Origin of the sequence: Actinoplanes sp. NBC_00393, assembly GCF_036053395.1 — a bacterium.
GTDB lineage: Bacteria > Actinomycetota > Actinomycetes > Mycobacteriales > Micromonosporaceae > Actinoplanes.
This window is the reverse complement of the sequence record NZ_CP107942.1, coordinates 1044977-1067517: the sequence shown is the minus strand read 5'-3', so window position 1 is coordinate 1067517 and position 22541 is coordinate 1044977. Positions and strand designations below refer to the sequence as shown.

19 protein-coding genes are annotated in these 22541 nt (G+C 70.3%); 7 read left to right on the top strand and 12 right to left on the bottom strand.

The window, feature by feature from the left end; translation table 11 throughout:
* Positions 1–51 precede the first annotated feature (51 nt).
* The 8 genes from OHA21_RS04705 to OHA21_RS04670 form a co-directional block, all read right to left on the bottom strand.
* Positions 52–840 carry a polyprenol monophosphomannose synthase gene (locus OHA21_RS04705; RefSeq protein ID WP_328470496.1) on the bottom strand — a complete coding sequence of 263 codons (789 nt, stop codon included), beginning with the start codon at positions 838–840 and terminating at the stop codon, positions 52–54.
* Positions 837–2450 (bottom strand): apolipoprotein N-acyltransferase, encoded by a 1614-nt coding sequence (gene lnt / locus OHA21_RS04700; RefSeq protein ID WP_328478296.1) that lies wholly within the window; start codon positions 2448–2450, stop codon positions 837–839. The genes OHA21_RS04705 and lnt overlap by 4 nt, the downstream gene beginning before the upstream one ends.
* A gap of 426 nt (positions 2451–2876) precedes the next feature.
* Entirely contained in the window at positions 2877–4112 is a 1236-nt protein-coding gene (locus OHA21_RS04695) for a glutamate mutase L (RefSeq protein ID WP_328470494.1), read from the bottom strand.
* A complete protein-coding gene (locus OHA21_RS04690; RefSeq protein ID WP_328470492.1) occupies positions 4109–4477 on the bottom strand; it encodes a hotdog domain-containing protein in 369 nt (122 codons plus the stop codon). Before OHA21_RS04690 ends, OHA21_RS04695 begins: the two co-directional genes overlap by 4 nt.
* Entirely contained in the window at positions 4474–5208 is a 735-nt protein-coding gene (locus tag OHA21_RS04685) for an OAM dimerization domain-containing protein (RefSeq protein ID WP_328470490.1), read from the bottom strand. The genes OHA21_RS04690 and OHA21_RS04685 overlap by 4 nt, the downstream gene beginning before the upstream one ends.
* Positions 5205–6752 carry a lysine 5,6-aminomutase subunit alpha gene (locus OHA21_RS04680; RefSeq protein ID WP_328470488.1) on the bottom strand — a complete coding sequence of 516 codons (1548 nt, stop codon included), beginning with the start codon at positions 6750–6752 and terminating at the stop codon, positions 5205–5207. Before OHA21_RS04680 ends, OHA21_RS04685 begins: the two co-directional genes overlap by 4 nt.
* Before the next feature lie 13 nt (positions 6753–6765).
* Positions 6766–8337, bottom strand: a complete 1572-nt coding sequence (locus tag OHA21_RS04675; protein ID WP_442875067.1) for an amidohydrolase — start codon at positions 8335–8337, stop codon at positions 6766–6768.
* A gap of 5 nt (positions 8338–8342) precedes the next feature.
* Positions 8343–9371 (bottom strand): L-erythro-3,5-diaminohexanoate dehydrogenase, encoded by a 1029-nt coding sequence (locus tag OHA21_RS04670; protein ID WP_328470486.1) that lies wholly within the window; start codon positions 9369–9371, stop codon positions 8343–8345.
* Positions 9372–9501: 130 nt separating this feature from the next.
* Here OHA21_RS04670 and OHA21_RS04665 point away from each other — a divergent pair, with 130 nt between their 5' ends.
* Complete coding sequence (locus OHA21_RS04665) at positions 9502–10842, top strand: KamA family radical SAM protein (protein WP_328470484.1); 1341 nt, start codon at positions 9502–9504, stop codon at positions 10840–10842.
* Positions 10843–10944: 102 nt separating this feature from the next.
* Here the strand turns inward: OHA21_RS04665 and OHA21_RS04660 are convergent, their stop codons facing one another.
* Entirely contained in the window at positions 10945–11136 is a 192-nt protein-coding gene (locus OHA21_RS04660) for a CsbD family protein (protein WP_328470482.1), read from the bottom strand.
* Positions 11137–11225: 89 nt separating this feature from the next.
* Here OHA21_RS04660 and OHA21_RS04655 point away from each other — a divergent pair, with 89 nt between their 5' ends.
* Genes OHA21_RS04655 through OHA21_RS04635 form a run of 5 tightly spaced genes read left to right on the top strand, consistent with a single transcriptional unit; the run spans position 11226 to position 14873 of the window.
* Positions 11226–11945, top strand: a complete 720-nt coding sequence (locus OHA21_RS04655) for a class I SAM-dependent methyltransferase (protein ID WP_328470480.1) — start codon at positions 11226–11228, stop codon at positions 11943–11945.
* 9 nt (positions 11946–11954) lie between these two features.
* A complete protein-coding gene (locus OHA21_RS04650) occupies positions 11955–12503 on the top strand; it encodes a TetR/AcrR family transcriptional regulator (RefSeq protein ID WP_328470478.1) in 549 nt (182 codons plus the stop codon).
* 23 nt (positions 12504–12526) lie between these two features.
* Entirely contained in the window at positions 12527–12976 is a 450-nt protein-coding gene (locus OHA21_RS04645) for a DUF4334 domain-containing protein (protein ID WP_328470476.1), read from the top strand.
* Positions 12976–14013 carry an NAD(P)-dependent alcohol dehydrogenase gene (locus OHA21_RS04640; protein WP_328470474.1) on the top strand — a complete coding sequence of 346 codons (1038 nt, stop codon included), beginning with the start codon at positions 12976–12978 and terminating at the stop codon, positions 14011–14013. The genes OHA21_RS04645 and OHA21_RS04640 overlap by 1 nt, the downstream gene beginning before the upstream one ends.
* A 50-nt stretch (positions 14014–14063) precedes the next feature.
* Positions 14064–14873 (top strand): oxygenase MpaB family protein, encoded by an 810-nt coding sequence (locus OHA21_RS04635; RefSeq protein WP_328470472.1) that lies wholly within the window; start codon positions 14064–14066, stop codon positions 14871–14873.
* A gap of 73 nt (positions 14874–14946) precedes the next feature.
* Here OHA21_RS04635 and OHA21_RS04630 read toward each other — a convergent pair whose 3' ends face one another.
* Together OHA21_RS04630 and OHA21_RS04625 are read right to left on the bottom strand one after the other, a co-directional pair.
* On the bottom strand, positions 14947–18717 hold the full coding sequence (locus tag OHA21_RS04630) for a fibronectin type III domain-containing protein (RefSeq protein ID WP_328470470.1): 3771 nt from the start codon (positions 18715–18717) through the stop codon (positions 14947–14949).
* Positions 18718–19180: 463 nt separating this feature from the next.
* Positions 19181–20071 (bottom strand): oxygenase MpaB family protein, encoded by an 891-nt coding sequence (locus OHA21_RS04625; protein WP_328470468.1) that lies wholly within the window; start codon positions 20069–20071, stop codon positions 19181–19183.
* A gap of 98 nt (positions 20072–20169) precedes the next feature.
* Here OHA21_RS04625 and OHA21_RS04620 point away from each other — a divergent pair, with 98 nt between their 5' ends.
* Positions 20170–20832 (top strand): GntR family transcriptional regulator, encoded by a 663-nt coding sequence (locus tag OHA21_RS04620; protein ID WP_328470466.1) that lies wholly within the window; start codon positions 20170–20172, stop codon positions 20830–20832.
* A 167-nt stretch (positions 20833–20999) separates the two neighbouring features.
* On the opposite strand, the gene OHA21_RS04615 is transcribed toward OHA21_RS04620, so the two are convergent.
* A complete protein-coding gene (locus tag OHA21_RS04615; RefSeq protein WP_328470464.1) occupies positions 21000–22463 on the bottom strand; it encodes an aldehyde dehydrogenase family protein in 1464 nt (487 codons plus the stop codon).
* Between the last annotated feature and the right edge of the window lie 78 nt (positions 22464–22541).

The window sequence follows — 22541 nt, the reverse complement described above, 5'->3', positions numbered from 1 at the left end:
GGGGGTCCCGGGCCCGAAACGTGAAACCGGGCCCGCGTCAAGCATGCCACCTCACGGCCAGGTGGAACCCTGTCGCGGTTTGCGGTTGAGGAGTTCGAACAGGCTCTCCTTGCGCGCCTGCGCACCCCACAGGGTGACCCTGAGCAGCTGTTCCTTGAAAATGTTGCCGCTCATCTTGCTGACGCCGTGTTCGCGTTCGGTGAACGTGATCGGCACCTCGATCATCCGGAACCCCTGCCGGTACGACCGCCACGCCATCTCCACCTGGAAGGAGTACCCCGTGGAGGCGATGGTCGCCACGTCGATCTCGTCGAGAACACCGATCCGGTACGCCCGGTAGCCGCCGGTCGCGTCCTTGAACGGCATGCCCAGCGCGGTCCGGATGTAGATGTTGCCGCCACGCGACAGGAGCAGCCGATGGATCGGCCAGTTGTGCACGCTGCCGCCCGGGATGTACCGGGTGCCGAGGACCACGTCGTGGTCGACCAGCGCGTCGAGGATCACGGACAGCTCCTCCGGGGCGTGCGAGCCGTCCGCGTCCATTTCGACGACCGCGTCGTACCCCTTGTCCTTGGCCCAGGCGAAACCGGCCTTGTAGGCCGCACCCAGGCCTTCCTTGCCGGTCCGGTGCAGCACGAAGATGTGGTCGTCGTGGAGGGCGAGCTCGTCGGCGATGGCGCCGGTGCCGTCCGGCGAGTTGTCGTCGGCGACCAGGATGTCGACGTCGGGAACAGCTTTGCGCGTCCGCTCGGTGATCGCCCGCACGTTGTCCGACTCGTTGTACGTCGGGATGATCACGAGGACACGTCCGACTCCCGGGTAGCCTTCCGCCGCGCTCACCGTTCCTCCGTAACCTGTTCTTCGCCGTTGCTCCCATTGTCACGCCGACGGCGCAGGGGGAGCACGCCGGCGAGCGCGACAGCCGTCAGGACGACGGCCACCACCTCGGGCCAGATGCCCGAACGAGTCGCCAGCGTACGCGGTCCACCCAGGTGGATGTCACGGACCACCACCGCAGCAGTGTTGAAACCGGTAGAACCGTGTACATCTCCTTCGGTGTCCACGAAAGCGGACACCCCGACGGTGGACACCATCAGGGCGTCCCGCCCGTGCTCAACGGCCCGCAACCGGACCATGGCGAGCTGCTGGAGGGCCTCGGCCTCGTTGAAGGTGGCGTTGTTGGTCTGTACGGCGAGCAGCTCCGCCCCACCGGTCACGGTGTCCCGGACGATGCCGTCGTAGGCGACCTCGAAGCAGATCACGTCCCCGAGCACCCCGGCTCCGGTGTCGATCACGCCGGGCGCGTCGCCGGGCAGCATGTTGCGGACCAGGTCGACCTTGTCGGTGACGAGCCGGGCGATCGAGCGCATCGGCATGTATTCGGCGAAAGGGACCGGGTGCCGCTTCTCGTACTGCTGGTCGAGGTCGGGGCCGGTGCCCGGGTTCCACAGGATGCCGACGTTGTAGATGTCGCCGGGCACGTCGGTGCGCTGCAGGGTGCCGACCAGGATGGGCGCGCCGATCGCGTCGGCGGCCGACTGGATCAGCGCGGCGGCGTCGGCGTTGCGCAGCGGGTCGATGTCGCTGGAGTTCTCCGGCCAGACGACCAGGTCGGGCTGCTTCTGCTTGCCGGCGGCGACGTCGACGGCGAGCTGCTTGGTGGCGTTGACGTGGTTGTCCAGGACAGCCCGCCGCTGGGCGTTGAAGTCCAGGCCGAGGCGGGGCACGTTGCCCTGGACGAGCGCAACAGTGCTGGTCTTGGCGGCGGGAGAAGCGACCGGCAGCGCGGCCGGTCCGGCCATCAGGACTACCGCGGTCGCCGCGAACCCGCCGGCCGCGAGCAGCCCGCGCGGGCTCCACCGCCGCCAGGCCAGCGCGACGAGGGCGCCGCCGGCCGCGGCCACGGCGAAGGTGACGAGCGGCGCGCCGGCGTACGCGGCCAGCCGCAGCGTGGGCGCGTCGCCCTGGCTGAACGCGAGCCGGCCCCACGGGAATCCGCCGAACGGGGCCTGGTCGCGAACGAACTCCTGCGTGGTCCAGAGCAGCCCGGTGATCAGCGGCCACAGGGCCCGCCACCGGTCGACCAGCGGGGACAGCCAGGCCCCGGCCAGCCCGATCAGGCCGAGGATCAGTCCCTGGGCCACGGACAGGATGATCCACGGCAGCCAGCCTGCGCCGATCGTGGTCCACTCCAGCAGCGGCACGAAGAGCACGAGGCCGGTGATGGCGCCGAGGCCGTAGCCGGCCCGCAGCCGCCGCCGGTGGGTCGCCGCCGCGAGCAGGGCAACCCCGGCCGGGGCGAGCCACCACAGGTCGTACGGCGGGAGCGCCAGCAGCAGCGCGAGACCCGCGGCGACCGCCAGTGCCACCGCGACCGGCAGGCGCAGCGGCCGGCCGGGTGGCACGGCTGGAGCGCCGGGGTCGGCGAGGGCGGGCGGCGGCATCGTCATTTCCACGGGACGCAGGCTACCCGGCTCTGGCCTGCGATGACGGAGGGGCGCGGCCACGGTTCGGCCACGCCCCTCGGGTGCTTCCGTCTGTCCCCGGCCGGTGGGCCCGGCGACCTCTCGATGACCTTCGGACCGACGCGCCACGCGCCGGATGCGCGCGCCGTGCCGTTGTCTACTGGCCATGATCGGACTCCGGAGAGACCACCTGAACGCGGCCCGGTCCGCGCCGCCCCGCGCACCTTCTCCCCCTGGACCTGGCTGAACGCGCGACCCCAGCGAGGACTGCGGCCAGTGGGTGAAGGAACGAAGCGGATCACAACCGCTCGCCGTGAACACGACCTGAAGACGGTACGTCCAGGGACCGGCTTGCTGTCAACCAGGAGTTCCGCGTCCCGGCGTGTCGCATTCATCGGCGTGTCACCGCTCCTACCGGATCGAGCTACCGAGCAGACCCGCCGCGACCTGCGGATGATCCACGGCAAGCAGGCCCGCAGCAGCAAGGACGTACTTAAGATCCACCACAGTCTTGGCACGTTCCGGCGGCGCCCATCCACCACCGACGTCGGCAAGCAAGGTGTCGAGGACGTGACGACCGCCACCATGCCGTAATACTCCGCCGGATCCGATCACGAGGCGAACGTCTCGGAGATCGCGCCCGCCGGTGCGCGGCTGCCCCGGTCCGGGCGAGTGCCCGCGGGCGTGCCGCCGCAACGCGATCACCGCCGCGGCCGCCGCGAGATCAAGATCATTCTTGGGTGGGGGAAGCTTCTCGGTGACGGCAGCGGCCCGCGTGCCGGCGGCGCCGACGGCCACGCCGAGATCACCCTCGACGGTCCGGGCCCGCCACAGCGTCCCGGCCACATCCCGGCGCGGGCCGCTCTCGCTCTCCGCGTCGGGCAGGAGCGCCGAGTAGACGTCGGTGGTGGCTCCACCGACGTCCACCACCAGAACTCCGGTGCCGGTCACGTCCGCCAGCAGTTCCACCCCGGCGAGGACCGCGTCCGGGGTGGCGGCCCGCACCAACTGCGCGAACCGCCGGCCCTTGGACAGCCGTTTCCCGCCGATGACGTGCCGCAGGAAGACCTCCCGGATGGCCGCACGGGCCGGCGCCGGGTCGAGCACGCCGATGCGGGGCAGCACGTTCGCGGTCGGCGTCACCGGGACACCGGCCAGCAGGTCGAGTGCCTCGGAACGGGCCTCGGCGTTGCCGGCCAGCACCACCGGGATCCGGATCCGGCCCTTCCCGAGGCGCCGGGCGTTGTGCAGCAGCACTTCGGCGTCGCCGCCGTCGGTGCCGCCGACCAGGAGCAGCACGTCCGGGCGGGCGGCGCGCAGGGCGGTCAGGTCCGGGCCGGTCAGCGGGCCGCAGGCGACGTGCACCACCTGCGCTCCGGCGGACAGGCCGACCCGGTGGCCGGCCTCGGCGGTGACCAGGGACTCGTACCCGATCACCGCCAGCCTCAGCCCGCCTCCCGCGGACGAGCACACGTACAGCTGGTCTCCGCCGCCGACGGCGGCGACCGCGGCGTCCAAACCTTCCAGGACGTCCGTTCCGGACGTGGTCGGCACCTCGGCCCGGCCGATCAGTCGCGCTCCGCTGAGGTCGATCTTGGCAGCTTTGGTGTACGTCGAACCGACATCAACGCAAACTGCGGTGCTCACTGCGGCTTCGTCGGCACGACCACCGTCCCGACCGCCGTGGTGGCCACGATCGGCTCGTCGAGGACCTGCGCCGCCGATCCTTCGGTCCCCCGGCACACCACCGTCACCGTGAACTCGATCTTGCGGGACCGGGTGCCCTGCTTCACCACCGTGGCGGTGATCTCGAGAACGTCCCCCGCCCGGATCGGCGCCTTGAACTGCACGTCGTCGTAGGACGCGAACAGCCCCTCGTCCCCGTCCAGCCGGATGCACAGCTCGGTGGCGACGTCACCGAACAGCCCGAGCGAGTAAGCCCCGTCGACCAGGTTCCCGGCGTAGTGGGCGTGCGAGTACGGCACGTAGCGACGGTGGGTAACAGTGATCATTTATCGCTGCCAATCAGAGCGTGGACGAGGTAGGAGGCGACCTCCCGGGGTGTGGTGCCGCGACTGAAGATCCGGTCGACGCCCAGCTCGGGGGCCATCAGCTCGTCGAAGCGGGGCCCGCCCACGATCAGCAGCGGCCGTTTCCCGGCCGGCAGGGCTTCCCGGAACGCCGCGGACATGGCCCGGGTGTTCTGGAGGTGGGCGTCGCGCTGGGTGACAACTTGGGAGACAAGTACCGCGTCGGCCTTCTTCTCCCGCGCGGTCTCCACCAGGTCCGGCACCGACACCTGGGCGCCCATGTTGGTGACCGACAGCTCGGAGTAGTACTCCAGGCCCTTCTCCCCCGCGATGCCCTTGAGGTTCAGGATGGCGTCGATGCCGACGGTGTGCGCGTCGGTGCCGATGCAGGCGCCCACCACGTTGAGCCGCCGCCGCAGCCTGCGCTTGACGGCCGCGTTCACCTCTTTGGCGCTGAGCAGCGGGTAGTCACGTTCGACAACCTGCACCTTGTCGGTGTCGACGAGGTGGTTCACCTTGCCGTACACGACGAAGAAGGTGAAGCCGTCGCCCATCTGCTTGGCGTGCACCAGCATCGCCGGGTCCATGCCCATCTTGTTGGCGAGCTGGATCGCGGCGCCCTCGGCGCGCTTGTCGTGCGGGATCGGCAGGGTGAAGGAGAGCTGCACCATCCCGTCGCCGGTGGCGTCCCCGTACGGCCGGATGATGCTCACGCGAGGGCCTCCGTGACCGGGTTGTAGTACGTGTCCTCCTGCTTCGCGACCCCGTCGAGGCCCTTGCCCCGGTCGGCCGGGCGCTTCATCAGGCCGAAGGTGCCGTCGGCGATGGCGTCCATGAGGGTGTCGTCGACGATGCGTTCGAGCAGGTCGATGGCCTCGTGGAGGACCTGTTCGGCGCGGCCCCGGATGAACGGGCCGGGGGTGAAGTCCTCGTGCAGGTTTCCGGCGCCGTTGAGCACGTAGCGAACGTTCTGCAGGGCGATGTCCCGGTCGGAGAGCCACGGGGTGACCACGGCCTCGGTCATCATGCCGACGAGCAGGATCCCCTGGCCGGTGAGCGCGCCGGCCAGGTTGAAGAAGCCGTCGAGCAGGTTGCCGCGGAACACGTCGCCGGTCATGTGCTTGGTCGGCGGCATCCACTTCAGCGGCGCGTCCGGGAACAGCTCCCGGGCCAGCAGCGCGTGCGCCAGCTCGAGCCGGAACGAGTCCGGCAGGTCCGGGTTGATCTCGAAGGCGTGCCCCAGGCCGAGCTGCCAGTCCTCGAGACCCGCCTCGTGCGCGAAGAACTCGTTGAGCAGCTGTGACACGGTCACCGTGTGCGCCGCGTCGACCGCGTCCGCGGTGGTCAGGTAGTTGTCCTCGCCGGTGTTGATGATGATCCCGGCGCGGGCGTGCACCTGGCGGGAGAACCGCTGGTCGACGAAGGTGCGGATCGGGTTGATGTCGCGGAACAGGATGCCGTACATCGAGTCGTTGAGCATCATGTCGAGGCGTTCCAGGCCGGCCAGCGCGGCGATCTCCGGCATGCACAGCCCGGACGCGTAGTTGGTCAGCCGGATGTAGCGGCCCAGCTCCTTCGACGTCTCGTCGAGGGCGGCCCGCATCAGCCGGAAGTTCTCCTGCGTGGCGTAGGTGCCGGCGAACCCCTCACGGGTGGCGCCCTCCGGCACGTAGTCCAGCAGCGACTGGCCGGTGGACCGGATCACCGCGATGATGTCGGCGCCGGCCCGGGCCGCGGCCTGCGCCTGCGGGATGTCCTCGTAGATGTCGCCGGTCGCGACGATCAGGTAGATCCACGGGCGCTGCTCCGGATTCCCGTACCGCTTGATCAACCGATCGCGCTCGGCCCGGCGCCGGTCCACCTGCTTCAGACCGGCGCGGGCCGCCCGGGAAGCGGCCCGCCGGGCCGCGGTGATCTCGCCCTTCCGGTCCGGAACGTCGAATCGGACCGCGCCGGCCGCCGCCTTCTGCGCCAGCACGGTCACGTCCTCGACGCCGGACGTGGCCAGCGCGTGGAACACCGGCACGGCCACCCCGTGGCCCAGCCCGACGTCCTCGCGCACGGCGTCCACCAGGCGATTCACCCAGGGGATGCCGTCCGCGTCGGCGCCCTGCACGCCGGCCAGGCGCAGCACCGCACGCTCCACCGAGACGGTGGTGTGCGAGCGCGCCAGGTCGACGACGGGCTGTCCGGCCCGCGCCGCGAGGGCCCGCGCACGCGCGACCACCTGCGGGTCAAGATCTAACTTCCCGGCCACTTCTCTGTGTCCCTTACCTCTCGTAGATCGTGTCGCCGTGCAACACCGTGCGCCGGCAGACCGGGCGGGCCGGCGTCACACCGTCCACGTCCGGCAGCAATGCGGGCAGGCCCTCACTCAGCCCGCCGGGGGTCTCCCAGACCGCGAACGTCGCGGACGCGCCCGGCGCCAGCGTGCCGACGTCGCCGATCGCGGCCGCCCGCCAGCCGCCCCGGGTGCTCGCCGCGAACGCCGACCGCACGCCCAGCCGGTAGACCGGGTTGCGCGGCGCCACGGCCGCGAGCACGGTCGCCCACGGGTCGAGCGCGGTGACCGGCGAGTCGGAGCCGAACGCCAGGGTCACCCCGGTGGCGTGCATCTGCCCGATCGGATTGCTGGCCAGGGCGCGTTCGACGCCGAGGCGCTGGGCGTACATCCGGTCCGGGCCGCCCCAGAGCGCGTCGAAGACCGGCTGTACCGAGGCGATCACGCCGAACTCGACCATCCGGGCGATCATCGCCTTGTCGATCAGCTCGACGTGCTCGATGCGGTGGTGGCCCTCGCGCAGTTTGTCCACGCCGATCTGCTTCGCGGCGATCGCGAAACCCTCCAGGACGGTCTCGATCGCGGCGTCGCCGATCGCGTGGAAACCGGCCTGGAAGCCGATCGTGGCGCAGTCGAGGATGTGCTCGGCGGCCTGTTCGGCGGTGAGGAACGCCTCGCCGCAGCCGTGGTCGCCGTCGAGGTAGGGCGCGCGGACCGACGCTGTGCGGGAACCGAGTGCTCCGTCCGCGTACAGATCTCCGGCCGCACCGTGCGCGCCCAGCTCGCGAGCCCGCGCCGCCCCGCCCAGCTCGCCCCAGAAACCGAACACCTGCGGCAGAGCCTGCCCGGAAAGCCGGAGCACCGACTGGAAGTCGGCCTCGCTGGACGTGCCCGGACCGCCGCACTCGTGCACCGCGGCGATGCCCATCGACGCCGCCTTCGACAGCGCGGTGCGCTGCGCCGCTTCCCGCTGCTCCGGCGTGAGCGAGCCCAGCGCGACCGCCCGGACCGCGTGGTGCGCCTGCTCACGCACCCAACCGGACTCGTCGTAACCGTCCACGCCTTGTGCGGCCGGCAGCAGTGACGCCGAGGCGAGCGCGGAGTGCACCGAGGCCTGCGACAGGTAGACCCGGCGGCCGCCGCCGGCGCGCTCGAGCTCGTCCGCGGTCGGCGGGGTCTGCTCGGTCCAGGTCGACTCGTCCCAGCCGTGCCCGTGCACCACACCGTCGGCCGGCCGGGTCTCGGCGAAGGCCGAGACCGCGCCCAGCAGCTCCCGCGCCGAGCGCACCCCGGACAGGTCCAGGCCGTCGAAGGCCAGGCCGGTGTCGGTGGCGTGCAGATGCGCGTCCACGAAAGCGGGCGTGACCAGCGCGCCGTCCAGGTCGACCGTGCGGTCCGCAGCCGGCGCGTCGCCGCTGGGACCGAGCCATGCGATGGCCGCGCCGTCGGTGACCATCGCGGTCGCCCGCGGGTCGGCGGGCGAGTAGAAGCGGCCGTTGAGGTAGCGGACCCGCTCGCCACGGTTCACGTGCACGGGCCTGGTCGGGGGAATCTCAGTCATGCGCGTCAGTCTGCCGCGATTCGTGCTTCGAAGAGCGCACGCAGCGCGGGCACCCGGCGCAGGAGACCGACAGCGAACTCGGCGTGGCCCGGCACGAACCCGTTGCCGACCAGCATCGTCACGTCGGCGGCCAGCCCCTCGGCACCCAGCGCCGCGGCGGAGAAGCTGGTCGCCATCGAGAAGAAGATCACCGTGCCGCCCTCGGCGGTGGCGAGGATCGCGCCGTGCTCGCAGCCGGGCACGTCCACGCAGACCACGGTCACGGTCGCGGGCTTGCCGAGGGCAGCCGTGACCGCGGCGGAGAGCGCGATCGGATCCCGGGCGTCGGCGATCTCGACCTGGTCGGCGAGGCCGGAGCTGCGCAGCGTCGCGGCCTCCCGCTCGTGGGGCACGATCCCCACCGTGGTCGCGCCGGCCAGCCGTGCGGCCGCCAGCGCGAGTGAACCGCTCTTGCCGGCCCCGCCGAGGACCGCGACGGTCGGATGGGAATAGCCCCGGACGACGCGGTCGACCAGGGCCGGGGCACCGCACACGTCGTAGACGGCCAGGGCCAGCTCGGCGGGCAGGTCGTCCGGGAGCACGCCGACGATCGAGCGGCCGAACAGGATCGCGGTGCCCTCGGCCGGGACCTGCTCGCTGAGGCCGTCCCACGAGGCGAGGCCGTCGGTGATCCGCAGCGGGGTCAGGGTCAGCGACACGAGGGTGGCGACCCGGTCGCCCGGTTTGACCGGCAGCGGCGACTCCGGCCCGACCTCGTCGACGACGCCGATCAGCATGCCGCCGGAGCCGGTGACCGGATTGTGCATCTTGCCGCGCGTACCGATGATCTCCAGAACCTCGGCCCGGATCGCAGCGCCGTCACCGTCATGCTTGCCGGCCAGCTGCCGATAGCTGGCGGCGTCGAGGTTGAGGCGCTGCACCCGGATCCGCACCTCGTCCGGGCCGATCTCGGGCGAGGCGTCCAGCCGCCAGGCCGCCTGCGGCAGCACCCCGGCCGGCTCCAGCACCCTCGTCAGACCCACAGACCCCGCCATCCCCAAGCCTCTCCCTCGAAACATCTCCCGCTGATCGCGGTCCTACCGTAAATCTTTCGCATCCAGAGTTTCTAGACCGGAGATTCTCCAGTACGTTGATCGAAGCCACAAGCTAACAAGGAGGAGCCCGGTGCAGCCTTACGAGTACCAGCGGCGTGAGCTGATCGAGCCGGATTGGACCCGGTTCCCCGGCTGGCGCGACGTCACCGCCGCGCAGTGGCAGTCCGCCCAGTGGCAGCGGGTCAACTGTGTGAAGAACGTGAAACAACTGCGCGCCGTCATGGGCGACCTGCTGGACGAGACGTTCTACGTCGATCTCGAGGCCGACCAGCAGCGGCTGGCCACGATGTCGATGCTGATCCCGCCGCAGATGCTCAACACCATGGTGCCCGACCGGGCCCCGGACACGGCGTCGTTCCTGGCCGACCCGATCCGCAACTACATGCTCCCGGTCGCCTCCGACCGCCGCACCGACTGGCCGTCGCACCCGAACGCCAGTCGTGACTCGCTGCACGAGCACGACATGTGGGTGGCCGAGGGGCTCACCCACCGGTACCCCACCAAGGTGCTGGCCGAGCTGCTCGCCACCTGCCCGCAATACTGCGGGCACTGCACCCGGATGGACCTGGTCGGCAACAGCACGCCGGCGGTCAGCAAGCTGAAGCTGCTGCAGAAGCCGGTGGATCGGTACGCGGCGCACCTCGACTATTTGAAGAATCACCCCGGAGTACGCGATGTCGTCGTCTCCGGCGGGGACGTCGCCAATGTGCCGTGGAAACAGCTCGAGGCGTACCTCATGGGGTTGCTCTCGGTGCCCACCGTGCGGGACATCCGGCTGGCGACCAAGGCGCTGATGGGCCTGCCGCAGCACTGGCTGCAGGACGACGTGGTCGAGGGCATGCACCGGGTCGCGGTGACCGCCGAACGGCGCGGGGTGAACCTGGCCGTGCACACCCACGTCAACCACGTGAACTCGCTGACGCCGCTGGTCGCGCGCGCGGTGCGTACGCTGCTCGAAGTCGGTGTGCGGGACGTGCGCAACCAGGGTGTGCTGATGCGGGGTGTCAATGCGACGACATCGGACCTGCTCGACCTCTGTTTCGCGTTGCAGGGCGAGGCGGGCGTGCTGCCCTACTACTTCTACATGTGCGACATGATCCCGAACGCGGAGCACTGGCGGGTGCCCGTCTGGCATGCCCAGCAGCTGCAGCACGACATGATGGGCTACCTGCCCGGGTACGCGACGCCGCGGATCGTCTGCGACGTCCCGTTCGTGGGCAAGCGATGGGTGCACATGGTGGCCGATTACGACCGGGAGCACGGGATCTCGTACTGGACGAAGAACTACCGGACCTCGATCGAGGCCGAGGACACCGAGGTGCTCGGTAAGCAGTACGCGTACTACGACCCGATCGACACGCTGCCCCAGACCGGGCAGGACTGGTGGCGCAAACAGGAGACGGAAGCATGAGAAAGGGCCCGGCGATCACGCCGGGCCCTTTCTGCACGTCTGCCCAGCTCTCACCGGGCCTTTCCGCGTTCACCCGGCTTCGCCGGGCCCTTTCGCGTCTGGTCAGCTGAAGGCGTCGCGGACGTCGCGGCCGGCGTCCTTGACGTGCTCGCCCGCCTGCTTGGCGTGGGCGGCGCTCTCCTGCGCCTGGCCCTCGGCGTAGAGGCGCTCGTTGTCGGTGGCCTCGCCGGCCGCCTGCTTCGCCTTGCCGGTCAGCTCTTCGGCCTTGTTCTTGATCTTGTCGGTGATGCTCATCGTCATCCCCTCCTTCGTGTTGCCTACAAAGATCAAGTGCCCGTTCGCGGCGGCTTTGAAACGAAGTGCGGCCATCGGCTCGGGATACGATGATCACCGTGAATGAACACGCGTCCTCCTTCGGCGCCGCCGCCGATGCGTACGAGCGCGGGCGTCCGCCGTACCCCGAAGAGGCCCTCGACTGGCTGCTGCCCTCCGGCCGGCCGCGCGTGCTCGACCTCGGGGCCGGCACCGGCAAGCTGACCCGGCAGATCCGCGACCGCGGCCTGGACGTCGTCGCCGTCGACCCGTCCCGGGGCATGCTGACCGAACTGCAGCGGGTCCTCCCGGACGTGCCCGCCCAACTGGGCACCGCGGAGAGCATCCCGCTGCCGGACAACTCGGTGGACGTCGTGCTCGTCGCCCAGGCCTGGCACTGGGTCGACAGCGCGCGGGCCTTGCCGGAGATCTGCCGCGTCCTGACCCCGGGCGGCCGGCTCGGCCTGATCTGGAACCTGCGGGACGAGAGCGCGGACTGGGTCCAGCGACTCGGCGAGATCATCGGCAGCGCCGAGACGGATCGCGGCGACCGGATCACCGCGCCGTTCGGCCCGCCGTCGTCGGCCGTCTTCAACTGGACGCACAGCGTCAAACCGGACGAGCTGCTCGATCTGGTCGCCTCCCGCAGCCGGATCATACTGCTCCCGGCCGACGAGCGGGCCGCGGTGCTCGCCCAGGTTCGGCAGTTGATGGCCACTCACCCGGCACTGCTCGGCCGCGGGTCGTACGAGCTGCCGTACGTCACCGAGTGCACCCGCGCGTCCCTTTAGGCTTTGTCTGTGCCAGAGCTCTCCGAGGTGCGCCGCGACCACTTCATGCGGGCGGCGATCGGCTGCTTCGCCCGGTACGGCTACCGCCGCACCTCGATGGACGTGATCGCCCAGGCCGCGGACGTGTCCCGGCCCGCCCTCTACCAGTACTACCGCAACAAGGAGGACGTGTTCCGCGACGCCGTCCGGTGGGGACTCGACGACCTGGCCCGGCGGGCGCAGATCGAGGCGGGCAAGCCGGGCGAGACCTCGGAACGGCTGGCCGCCGTGCTCTCCGTCGTGGTCGACCTGCACCTGCCGCGCCGGGACGGGGCCCGGTTCGACGCCGAGCTGATCGACGAGACCCGCAGCCGGGCCGGTGATCACTGGACCGCGTTCGAGCAGACCATGGTGGAGGCGCTGCTCACCGTGCTCGGCCGGCCGCTCGACGACCTGGCCCGGGTCCTGTTCTACGGCGCGAAGGGCATCGCCGTGCAGCTCGACGACCGGGACGAGGCGCTCCGACTGCTGGGCCGGCTCACGTCGTTCGCCGTACACGGTGCCCCTGGTCTTCGCTGACATTATTTGCAAATATTGTCAGGATGAACCGCTTCCTCGAAATTCTGCGCGACGGCGGCAAGGTGACCACGGAAGAGCTCGACGAGATCTGGGCTCAGCTGGAGCCGGTCCGGCCCGAGGAGATCCTCGGCACCTGGAAAGGCGGCGAGTTCGTCACCGGGCACCGGTTCGAGGGCACCCTCGCCAAGATCGGCTGGTACGGCAAGACGTTCACCTCGTTGACCGAGGTGGCGCCGCTGGTCTGCCGTGACGGGTCAGGTTCGCTCTATTCGAATGAGGAGCTCGCCGGCGGCGGGGCCTCGCTGTGGATGGTCGAGTTCCGTGGCGAGTCGACGGCCACGATGGTGTACGACGGCAAACCGGTGCTCGACCACTTCAAACGGGTCGACTCTCGGACGCTGCTCGGCGTGATGAACGGCAAGGGCGTACGCGACGGGGACCGGTTCTACTACTTCTACCTGGAGCGCGACTAGTGCGGGCCGTCGCGGCCCTGGTCGAGTCGCCCGGTGGGCCCTTCACCCTGCGCGACGTCGAGATCGAGCCGCCGCGCCCGGACGAGATCCTGGTCCGGATCACCGCGGCCGGGATCTGCCACACCGACCTGATCATGCGGCGGAACTGGCCCCTGCTCCCGATGGTCTTCGGTCACGAGGGCGCGGGCGTCGTCGAAGCCGTCGGGTCGCAGGTCACCTCGGTGGTGCCGGGGGATGCGGTGTGCCTGAGTTTCCGCAGCTGCGGGGAGTGTGCGCAATGCCGGGGCGGGGCTCCGGCCTACTGCCTGCGGAGCGCGCTCAACTCGCGGGGTGCGCGGGCTGACGGGAGCAGTCCGCTGTCGCGGGACGGGGGCGTTGTCTACGGCAACTTCTTCGGGCAGTCGAGTTTTGCTACGTACGCGGTGGCGTACGAAAGCAACACCGTGAAGATCCCTGCCGACCTCTCCCCCGTCCTGGCCGCGCCGCTCGGCTGCAGCGTGCAGACCGGCGCCGGGACGGTGCTCAACGTCTTCGACCCGGCGCCGGGCGCCACCGTGTTGGTCCTGGGTGCCGGCAGTGTCGGGCTGTGCGCGGTGATGGCCGCGGTCGCTCGGGGGTGCACGGTGATCGCCATCGACCCGGTGGAAGCGCGCCGGGACCTGGCCACGTCGTTCGGAGCGTCCTCGGCGTTGCCGTCGTTGCCCAATTCAGGGCGCGCCGACTTCGCCATCGACACCACCGGACGGCCCGACGTGATCGACCGGGCGCTGCGCTCGCTGCAGCGGCAGGGGACGCTCGCGCTGGTCGGCATCGGCGCGAAAGCCGAGATCGACATCATGACCGTGATGACCAACGGGCTGCGCATCCGTGGCGTCATCGAGGGCGATGCCGTACCCACGTCGTTGATCCCGCAGTTGATCGACCTTCAGCTTCCGCTCGACAAGATCATTACGGAGTACCCGTTCACGGAGATCGAGACTGCCGCCCGGGACGCCTTCGCCGGCCGGGTGGTCAAGCCGGTGCTCCGGGTAAGTTAGCCGCGATTCCCCGGGCGGCGATAAGTTAACCGCGGTTTACAGTTCATGGCATGGATGAAGGCCTATTCGAAGACTCCGCTGTCATCCGCAGGGTGGCCGGGGAAGGGCTGCTGCTGGCCGGCGGCGGACGCGCCACCCTCCTGCAGATCGCCCACCCCGCCGTCGCCCAGGGCGTCCTCGACCACAGCTCCTTCGCCGACCGCCCGCTGGACCGGCTGCGCACCACGATGAGCTACGTCTACGGCGTGCTCTACGGCACCCGCGCCGAGGCGCAGACCATCAGCCGCGCGGTGGCCGCCATGCACTCCAAGGTCACCGGGCCCGGCTACACCGCCAACGACCCAGCCCTGCAGGTCTGGGTGAACGCCACGCTGTTCGACACCGCGATGCTGCTCTACGAACGCGTCTTGGGCCCGCTCCCGCCCGCCGAGGCCGACGTCTGCTACCAGCAGTACAGCGTGCTGGCCACCGCCATCGGCTGCCCCGAATCGGCGTGGCCGGCCGACCGCGCGGCCTTCAGCGCCTACTGGGACCACATGATCGCCACCATCGAGGTCAACGATTCAGGGCGGCGCATCGCCAACACCCTGCTCTGGCCGGAAGGCCTCCCGGTGGCATTGCGCCCGGCCGTCCCCCTCAACCGTTTCGTCACCGTCGGCCTGCTGCCGGCCCCGATCCGGGACGGCTTCGGACTGCCGTGGTCGCCGCGCCGCGAGAAACTCCTCGACCGGGTGCTGTCGGGCACCGCGGCCGTCTATCCGCGGTTGCCGGGGCGGGTGCGCTACGCCCCTAAGGATTTCTACCTGCGCGACTACCGCAAGCGCCTGTCCCGTCGCCGGAACCCGCTGGCTTCGCGCTGAGCGCACCCCTCGTGGGGGTGCGCTCAGCGCGCGCCTCTCGCCTTCTGTTGCGTCGGCGCTCGGCTGGTCGGATTCAGTGGCGTCGCTGGCGCCGTCGCACATTGCCCGCCACAGTCAGGGCGATGCCGGTGATGGTCATGATCGCTCCTGCGCCGAGCATGGACATGATCGCGGCACCGGTCGTCGGCAGGTTGGAGTCATCATCCGGGCTCGCGTCGACGCTGTCCTCGCCGCTGGCAATGGCGGTGACGTCCATCCGCAGCGCGAACGGCTCACCGTTCGGGTCGACACCCGCGGCGACGATCGCATGGTCACCCGGTGCGAGCCCAGGCGGCAGGCTGACCGTGATGCGGGCGATGCCGTCACCGTCAGCAACACCGGTGCCGAGAATGTGCGGCTCGGAGTAGACGGTGATCGTGACGGTCGAGTGCGGCGCGTACCCCTCACCGACGATGGTGATCTGATCGCCGGGAATGATGGTCGCCGGCGTGCCCTCATCGGTGGTCAGGTCGCCGTCACCCACCGGCGCCTCCGCGGGGATCTCCAACGCCGTCGGCGTCACCGCGCCGGACGGGTTGGACGGCCCGGACTCACCGCCGGCGCCGATGGCGACAACGGTGACCCGGTAGGAGGTGCCGGGGTCCGCGCCGAGGACACAGCTTGTGCCGCTCGTGGTGCAGGTGGCCGGGCCGGGGTCAGCGATCGCCCGGTAGCTGGTGGCTTGGCCGTCCCCGGCCGGGGCAGTCCAGGAAACCTCGATCGACGAGATACCGGCGACGGCGGTCACCCCACCGGGCGCGGCAGGCACACCGGCAGACGGCGTGGGCTCCGGGCTGGTGGTCGGGCTCGTCGTTGGGGTGAGGCTCGCTGCAGGGCTGGTCGTCGCGGTCGGGCTCGGGATCGCGACAGGGCTGGTCGTCGGTGGCACGGTCGGTGACAGCGTGACGGTTGGTGTCGGCGACGCCGGCGGGGTGGTGGGCGGGACGGTTGTCGGAGTCGTCGTGGGCGGGGCTGTCGTCGGCGGAGTCGTCGAAGGGCTGGTGGGCGGGCTCGTCGGCGGGGCGGTCGTGGGTGACGGGGAGGGGCTCGCGGTCGTGGGTGACGGGCTGGGACTTTCCGACTCGCTTGGCGACGGGCTCGGGCTCTCCGACGGGCTCGAGCTCTCCGACGGGCTCGAGCTCTCCGACGGGCTGGAGCTCTCCGAAACGCTCGGTGATGGGCTCGGACTCTCCGACACGCTTGGTGACGGGCTGGGGCTGGCCGGGACGGCCGTGGGGGTGCCGGAAACGGTGGCATAGGCGATGCCGGGGCCGACGCTGTTCACGGCGCGGATGTAGGCGGTGTGCAACTCGTCGTTGGCCAGTGGGCTGATCGTCGCGGACAACGAGGTGGCTCCGTCGCCGGTCGGGGAGCTGGTGAGCGGTGCCCAAGTGGATCCGCCGTTGAGGGACACGTCGTAGCGGGTGATCTCGTCGCCGCCGTTGTCGGCCGGGGGCTCAAACTTGACGTCGAGTGCTCCGTCGGCCGGGGTGGCGGTGGCATCGCTGGGTGCTGCGGGGACGGTGGCGGGAGTGACGGTGTCGGCGAGGCCGGCGGCACCGGGGCCGGCGCTGGTCACCGCACGGACTCGGATCGTGTACGTCACTCCGTTGGTGAGCGAGCTCAGAGTGGCAGTGCGTGCGGTGGCGGAACCGTCGACCGGGGTCGTGATGAGTGAGGCCCAGGTAGATCCGTTATTGAGCGAAACCTCGAAGCCCATGTTCTCGCCGCCGCCGTCCTCGGCGGGCGGTTCGAAGACGATGGTCGCGGACTCGTTGGAGCGGGTGGCTTCCAGAGCGGTCGGCGCGCCCGCCGGACCGGCCGGGGTGACGGTGTCGGAAGCGGCCGTCGACCCGCCGATCTCGTTCACCGCGCGGACATAGATCGTGTACTCCTGCCCGTTGGTGAGACCGGGGATCGGCGCTTCCTGGGTGTCCCCCTCGCCCGTCACGACGTCCAGGTCGAACCAGTCGTCCTCCGAGTCGAGGGCGTACTCATAGCCGTCGACGGGCAGGCCGCCGTCCTCGGCCGGCGGCTCGAAGGTGACATGGGCGGATACGTCACCGGGAGTGGCGGCCAGGTCGGTGGGCGGGTCCGGGACCGTCGCCGGGGTCACTGCCACGGCTGCGTACCCGGAGGATGACCCACGGCTGTTCCTCGCTTGAACCCAGACCGTGTATTCCTGCCCGTTGACGAGGTCTCCGATGCTCGCGTCGACGGTGGTGTCCTGCTCGCCGGTCGGGTCGGTCGACAGCGCGGTCCAGGTCTGACCCGCGTTGAGGGAGTACTCGAAGGTGAGGGTGCCGCCGCCGGTGGCGCCGGGCTCGATCGTGAGGTCGGCGCCGCGATCCTGCGGGGTGGCCGTGATCCAGGCCGGGTCGCCCGGCAGATCAGGCACCGGGGTCACCGACTCGGCGATTTCCGCGCCCTCGCCGACGCCGTTCACGCCGCGAACCCGCACGTCGTAGAGCCGGTCGTTGTCCAGGTCGTCGAGCGAGGCCACCACGGTGCCTTCGTCGTCGACCAAGTGGTCCAGAGGCGTCCAGGTCTCGCCGTCGTCGATGGAGACCTCCCAGCGGTCGACGGGCAGACCGCCGTCGTCGCCGGGAGTGATCGACAACGCGGCAGTGGCATTGCCGGGCACGATGGTCAGGGCGGCCGGGACGCTCGGGACGTAGACGTCCTCGGGGGTGATCGGGTTCGAGTCGACGCTCACCAATGATCCACCGGTCATGTTGTCGCCGGTGTTGGAGGCGCGGACCGTGAATGTATAGGGCGTTCCGTTGGTGAGGCCGGTTACCTCGCAGGAGAGCTGGGAGGTGGTGCAGGTGAAGCCGCCCGGATCGGAGGTGACCTCGTACCAGTTGGCCGGGTTCCCGCCGTTGTCCTCCGGGGCCGTCCAGGAGACCAGCGCCGTCTCGTTGCCGATGCCCGCGGCTACGTCTGTGGGGGCGTCCGGCACCTTGAGCATCGCGACGGCCCGCGGATCGTCGAGGCCGGTGATCACGGGCTGGTTGCTGATCGCCTCCACGAGCCGGCCGCTTCCGGACAGCGCCACATAGGGTTTGGTGGCGACGGGCGCGGCGATGCCCGCGGGGCCGGCTGCTCCCGAAAGCAGGTCGCTGCGACTGGGCGAGAGCATTGCGACCACGCCATCAGCTGTGCCCGAGACGTAGACGTCACCGAGCCGGTCTACAGCCACTCCGGACGGGTTCTCGATCTGTTCCTCCACCAGCACGGTCACCGTGCTGGGCGGTTCGAACTTGATCAGCCGGCTCGGGGTGGAACGGTCGGTCACGTAGACGATGCCGTCGCCGGTGACGGCGACGGCTCGCGGGTCCACCAACTCGGGGGCGGCCTCCTCGAGCCCGGTTATCGGTAGGTTCGACTCGGCGCCAGCGCTGGTCAGGGCGACGACCCGCGCGTTGCCGCCGTCGGCGACGTAGACCGTGCCGCTGTCGTCCACCGCCACCCCAGTGGGATCGTCTAAGCCGGTGAACGCCAATTCGTCGAGGTTGCCATCCGGAAGGATCTCGACGACCCGGTCCAGGCCGGAATCGGAGGCGTAGACGGCGCCGTCGTCGCCGATGGCCACGCCGGTGTAGAAAGCTCCGTCGTCCGCGGGGATCGTTTCGGTCTGCCCGTCCGGGCCGATCCGCAGGATCGACCCGTCGTTGCCCGAGGTTATGTAGGTGACAGCGCCGGCGACGTGCCCGTCGACCGTGGCTTCGGCCTCTCGGGAAGTGGTGACCAGGACCAGCCCGGCCACCGCTGTGGCGAGCAGGCCGGCGACCCCGCGACGCACGCCCTGAACTGTCCTCATCTTCGTGTTCCCCCGCGAAGTCGACCCCTGGGACGCCGGGCAAACCAGCTTCAACCAGGGCGAACCGGCGGCGTCTCCGGTCCCCACTATCACCGCTTCCGGCACTGCCGCGCGCGTCAACCACGAAAGACGCTCACAACTGACCAGCGTGCGTGCATGGTTCTTCCCGCGGGCGCGCTGGGGCCTGAACGGCCCGGATGATCGCGCCGAGCGAGCGGGGACGGCGTGGCTGCGTTTGGCAGCACGGGGCTGCCATCGGTGGTGAGGAGCAGGACCAGCGGTTCCGGGTCGGCGGACAGCAAGCCGGTGACCAGGCGGTGGTCGCGGGCGGCTGAAGGGAGGTGACAAAGCCCTCGCCGAGGCGGCCGGTCGGCATCTCCTAGACGCAGTAGCGCACGTCGGTAGCAGCAGCAGTCACAGCGTCAGGGCAGCGCCGTGGACCCGGTCAGCCACGACGCAGGTACTCGGCCGGTAGATCGTCGGGAGCGGCTTGCGCGCCCAGCTCGGAGGGATTGCGGCCGCCCGGATAGCCGGGATAGGTGCGGTTTCGGCGGGAGACTGCCAGCACCGATTCGCGGCGTGGTGGCAGCAGGCGCAGGAACCGCGCACGGGCCTTCAGCCCGGCTGTGGCCAGCGCCGGGACCCAGCGCGGCGCCGGCTTGAAGCCGAAGGCGCGCAGCATCGGTTCGTCCAACATGCCGCGCACGCCCAATCGCGCGACCGGCCGGAGGAAGGCCGGGAACCACGCCGCGAACAGCTCGACGGTGTACTTCCCGATCTCCCCGTTGGTATCGGAGTAGACGAATTCGCGTTCCTCGTAATCCTGCTTGAAGGCCTTATAGGCGGCGAACTCCGCCGGAATGTCCCGGATGCCCATCCGTTTGCCGACCTCGCTGTAGTAATAGAACGCCGCCAGGCGTTCATGATCGTGCAGCGGCCGCCACCCATACCGGTCCAGCCAGTCGATCGGGTCGTAGACGAAGGTGGACAGCACGTAGAGCATGTCGTCGTTGGTGATCGCATACCGCCCGTGCGCGCGATTGATCACCCGCAGCGCCTCTTTGCCGCGTGGCGAGTCGTAGCCGTGCGCGGCGACCTCGGCCATCAGCAGAGCGGTGTCGTCGTAACGCTTCTGCGGCCTCTCGCGGAACTCGCCGGTGGCCGCGAGCAGCCGCGAGATGCTCGGCACGCAGTAGGTGCGGAAGAGGGCGAACTCCAGGGCCCGCGTGTAGTCCCACGGGAACTCCCGGCCGGCCGACAGCTGGTAGATCTCCAGGTGGTCGCGGACCGGGTCGAGCTCCTCGATGCGGCGCAGCAGGTCGTAGCGTCGGGACATCAGCTGGTCACTCCTTCACCCAGGCGCAGAATCCGGCATCGATCTCGCCCCCTATTTGATATTTGATACCGTAAGGCACTGATACGCCGGAGGTGAAGATGGCGCAGCCCGTCGACCGACCACAACTGTCCGAAGAGGTTGCCGCTTCCCTGCGCGGCCGGATCATGTCCGGCGAGCTGCGCCCGGGCACCCGGGTCCGCCTCGAGGAGGTCGCCGCGCAGCTCGGGGTGAGCATCACTCCGGTCCGGGAGGCGCTGCTGACCCTGCGCGGCGAGGACATGGTCGAGCTGGAGCCCCGCAAGGGGTACGTGGTGGCGCCGCTGTCGAAGCAGGACGTCCTCGACCTCTTCCAACTGCAGGGCAACATCGCCGGGGAGCTCGCCGGCCGGGTCGCCGAGCGGATCACCGAGTCCCAGCTCGCCGAGCTGACCTTGACGAACCAGTTGTTGATGCGCGCCGTCAAGGCCCGGCGGACCGTTGACATCGAGCACCTAGAATTCGCCTTCCACCGCAGCATCAACCTGAGCGCGCAGGCCCGGAAGCTGAGCTGGTTCCTGCACGTGGCGACCCGTTACACCCCGGCCCGCTTTTACGCCGCCGACCCGGGCTGGCGGGACAGCGTGCGCGACGACCACGAGGCGCTGCTCACCGCGTTCAGCACGCGCGATGCGGCGGCGGCGCGTGCGGTGATGACCCGGCACTTCACCGACGGTGCCCAACTGCTGATCAAGCACCTGGACGACCTCGGCATCTGGGAGTAGCACGGCCCGGCGCCCCGGGCGCGCGCGAACCCCCTCGCGCTGCGCCCGGGCCACCGGCCCCACCGCGTGCGGCGGGCTCCCCAGCCCCACCGCACGCGGCAGGCCCACCGGGCCCTCCCCGCGGAGCGGACCCCCCGGCCAAACCCCGCCAGGCCGGCCCGGCCGTCTCATCCCGCGCCTCGCGCATGCCGCAGGCGGAACAGGTGACGGGCGCGGTCCAGCGCCGCCGGATCCCGGTCGAAACGCATCAGGTCGATCGGCGCCGAGAACCGTTTCCAGGTGACCGACTGGGCCCGGCTGAACTCGCGCAGACCGTCCGCTCCGTGGATGCGCCCGAATCCGGAGTCCCCCACCCCGCCGAACGGCAGCGAGGGCACCGCGGCGAACCCGAGCACCGAGTTGATCGAGGCGGCACCCACGCGCAGACGCCGGGCCAGGGCGGCCGCGGTGCGTTTGTCAGCCGAGAAGATCGAGGCGGCAAGGCCGTAGCGGGTGGCGTTGGCCCGGTCGACCGCCGCCTCCAGATCGGGCACCCGGTCGACCACCAGCACCGGGCCGAAGGTCTCCTCGGTCACCGCGGGGCTCTGGGGCGGGACATCCGTGAGAACCACCGGGGCGACATAGGGCGCCGCAACGGAATCCGCTCCACCCACCACCGCCCGGCCACCACCGGCCAGTGCGTCGTCGACGTGCGCCCGAACCACGTCGATCTGCTCGGGAGTGGTCATCGGCCCGTACTCCGTACCCGGTTTGATCTCCTTGGCCAGCGTGGCCAACCGATCCAGGAAGGCCGTGTAGACGGCCTCGACCACGTAGACGCGCTCGACGCCCGCGCAGGTCTGCCCCGCATTGCCGAAGCCGCCGAAGGCGGCGGCCCGGGCCGCCGCGTCCAGATCGGCGTCGGCTGCCACGATCATCGCGTCCTTGCCGCCACCCTCCACGACGATCGGCGTGAGGGTGCGCGCGCAGGCGGCCATCACCAGACGGGCGGTAGCAGCCGAACCGGTGAAGGCGATCTTGTCGACACCCGCGCTGACCAGGGCGGCACCGGTCTCACCCGCGCCGAACACCGCTTGGAGCACCGGATACTCCGGCACCGCACGGGCCCACGCCCCGGCGAGCCAGGCGCCGACGCCCGGCGTGTACTCACTCGGTTTGAACACCACCGCGTTGCCGGCGGCGAGCGCGTACGACACCGAGCCGAGTGGGGTGTAGACCGGATAGTTCCACGGACCGATCACGCCGATCACGCCGAGCGGCAGATATTCCAGGGCGGCGCCCTGGTCGGCGGCGAGCAGGCCGCTGCGGACCCGGCGACGGCTCAGCACCTTTCCCGCGTTGCGGGCCGCCCAGTCCAGATGCTCGACCGCGAGCATCACCTCGAGCACCGCGTCGCCCTGTGGCTTGCCGGTTTCGGCGCGGATCAGCGTGGCGAGCTCGTCGACGTCCGCGGCAATCTCCCGCTTCCACTTCAGCAGGCGATCCCGACGTGCCCGGTAGCCCAGATCGGCCCACCACGACGCAGCAACGCGGGCCCGCTCGACGGCCTCCCCGACCGCATCGGCACCCGAAACTTCATACTCCCCCAGCACCTCGTCGGTGGCTGGGGAGAGGGAACGCAGCCGGCTCATCAGGGCCTCCCAGATTTGATATTTGATATGCTACGGTCGCTGTCAATACCCGCCCTCACCAGCGCGGATCCACAGCAT

Coding starts and splice junctions, on each gene's coding strand:
- lnt (WP_328478296.1), bottom strand. CDS start 2,450: ATGACGATGCCGCCGCCCGCCCTCGCCGACCCCGGCGCTCCAGCCGTG.
- OHA21_RS04690 (WP_328470492.1), bottom strand. CDS start 4,477: ATGATCACTGTTACCCACCGTCGCTACGTGCCGTACTCGCACGCCCAC.
- OHA21_RS04675 (WP_442875067.1), bottom strand. CDS start 8,337: ATGACTGAGATTCCCCCGACCAGGCCCGTGCACGTGAACCGTGGCGAG.
- OHA21_RS04670 (WP_328470486.1), bottom strand. CDS start 9,371: ATGGCGGGGTCTGTGGGTCTGACGAGGGTGCTGGAGCCGGCCGGGGTG.
- OHA21_RS04660 (WP_328470482.1), bottom strand. CDS start 11,136: ATGAGCATCACCGACAAGATCAAGAACAAGGCCGAAGAGCTGACCGGC.
- OHA21_RS04655 (WP_328470480.1), top strand. CDS start 11,226: ATGATCACCGTGAATGAACACGCGTCCTCCTTCGGCGCCGCCGCCGAT.
- OHA21_RS04645 (WP_328470476.1), top strand. CDS start 12,527: ATGAACCGCTTCCTCGAAATTCTGCGCGACGGCGGCAAGGTGACCACG.
- OHA21_RS04635 (WP_328470472.1), top strand. CDS start 14,064: ATGGATGAAGGCCTATTCGAAGACTCCGCTGTCATCCGCAGGGTGGCC.
- OHA21_RS04625 (WP_328470468.1), bottom strand. CDS start 20,071: ATGTCCCGACGCTACGACCTGCTGCGCCGCATCGAGGAGCTCGACCCG.
- OHA21_RS04620 (WP_328470466.1), top strand. CDS start 20,170: ATGGCGCAGCCCGTCGACCGACCACAACTGTCCGAAGAGGTTGCCGCT.
- OHA21_RS04615 (WP_328470464.1), bottom strand. CDS start 22,463: ATGAGCCGGCTGCGTTCCCTCTCCCCAGCCACCGACGAGGTGCTGGGG.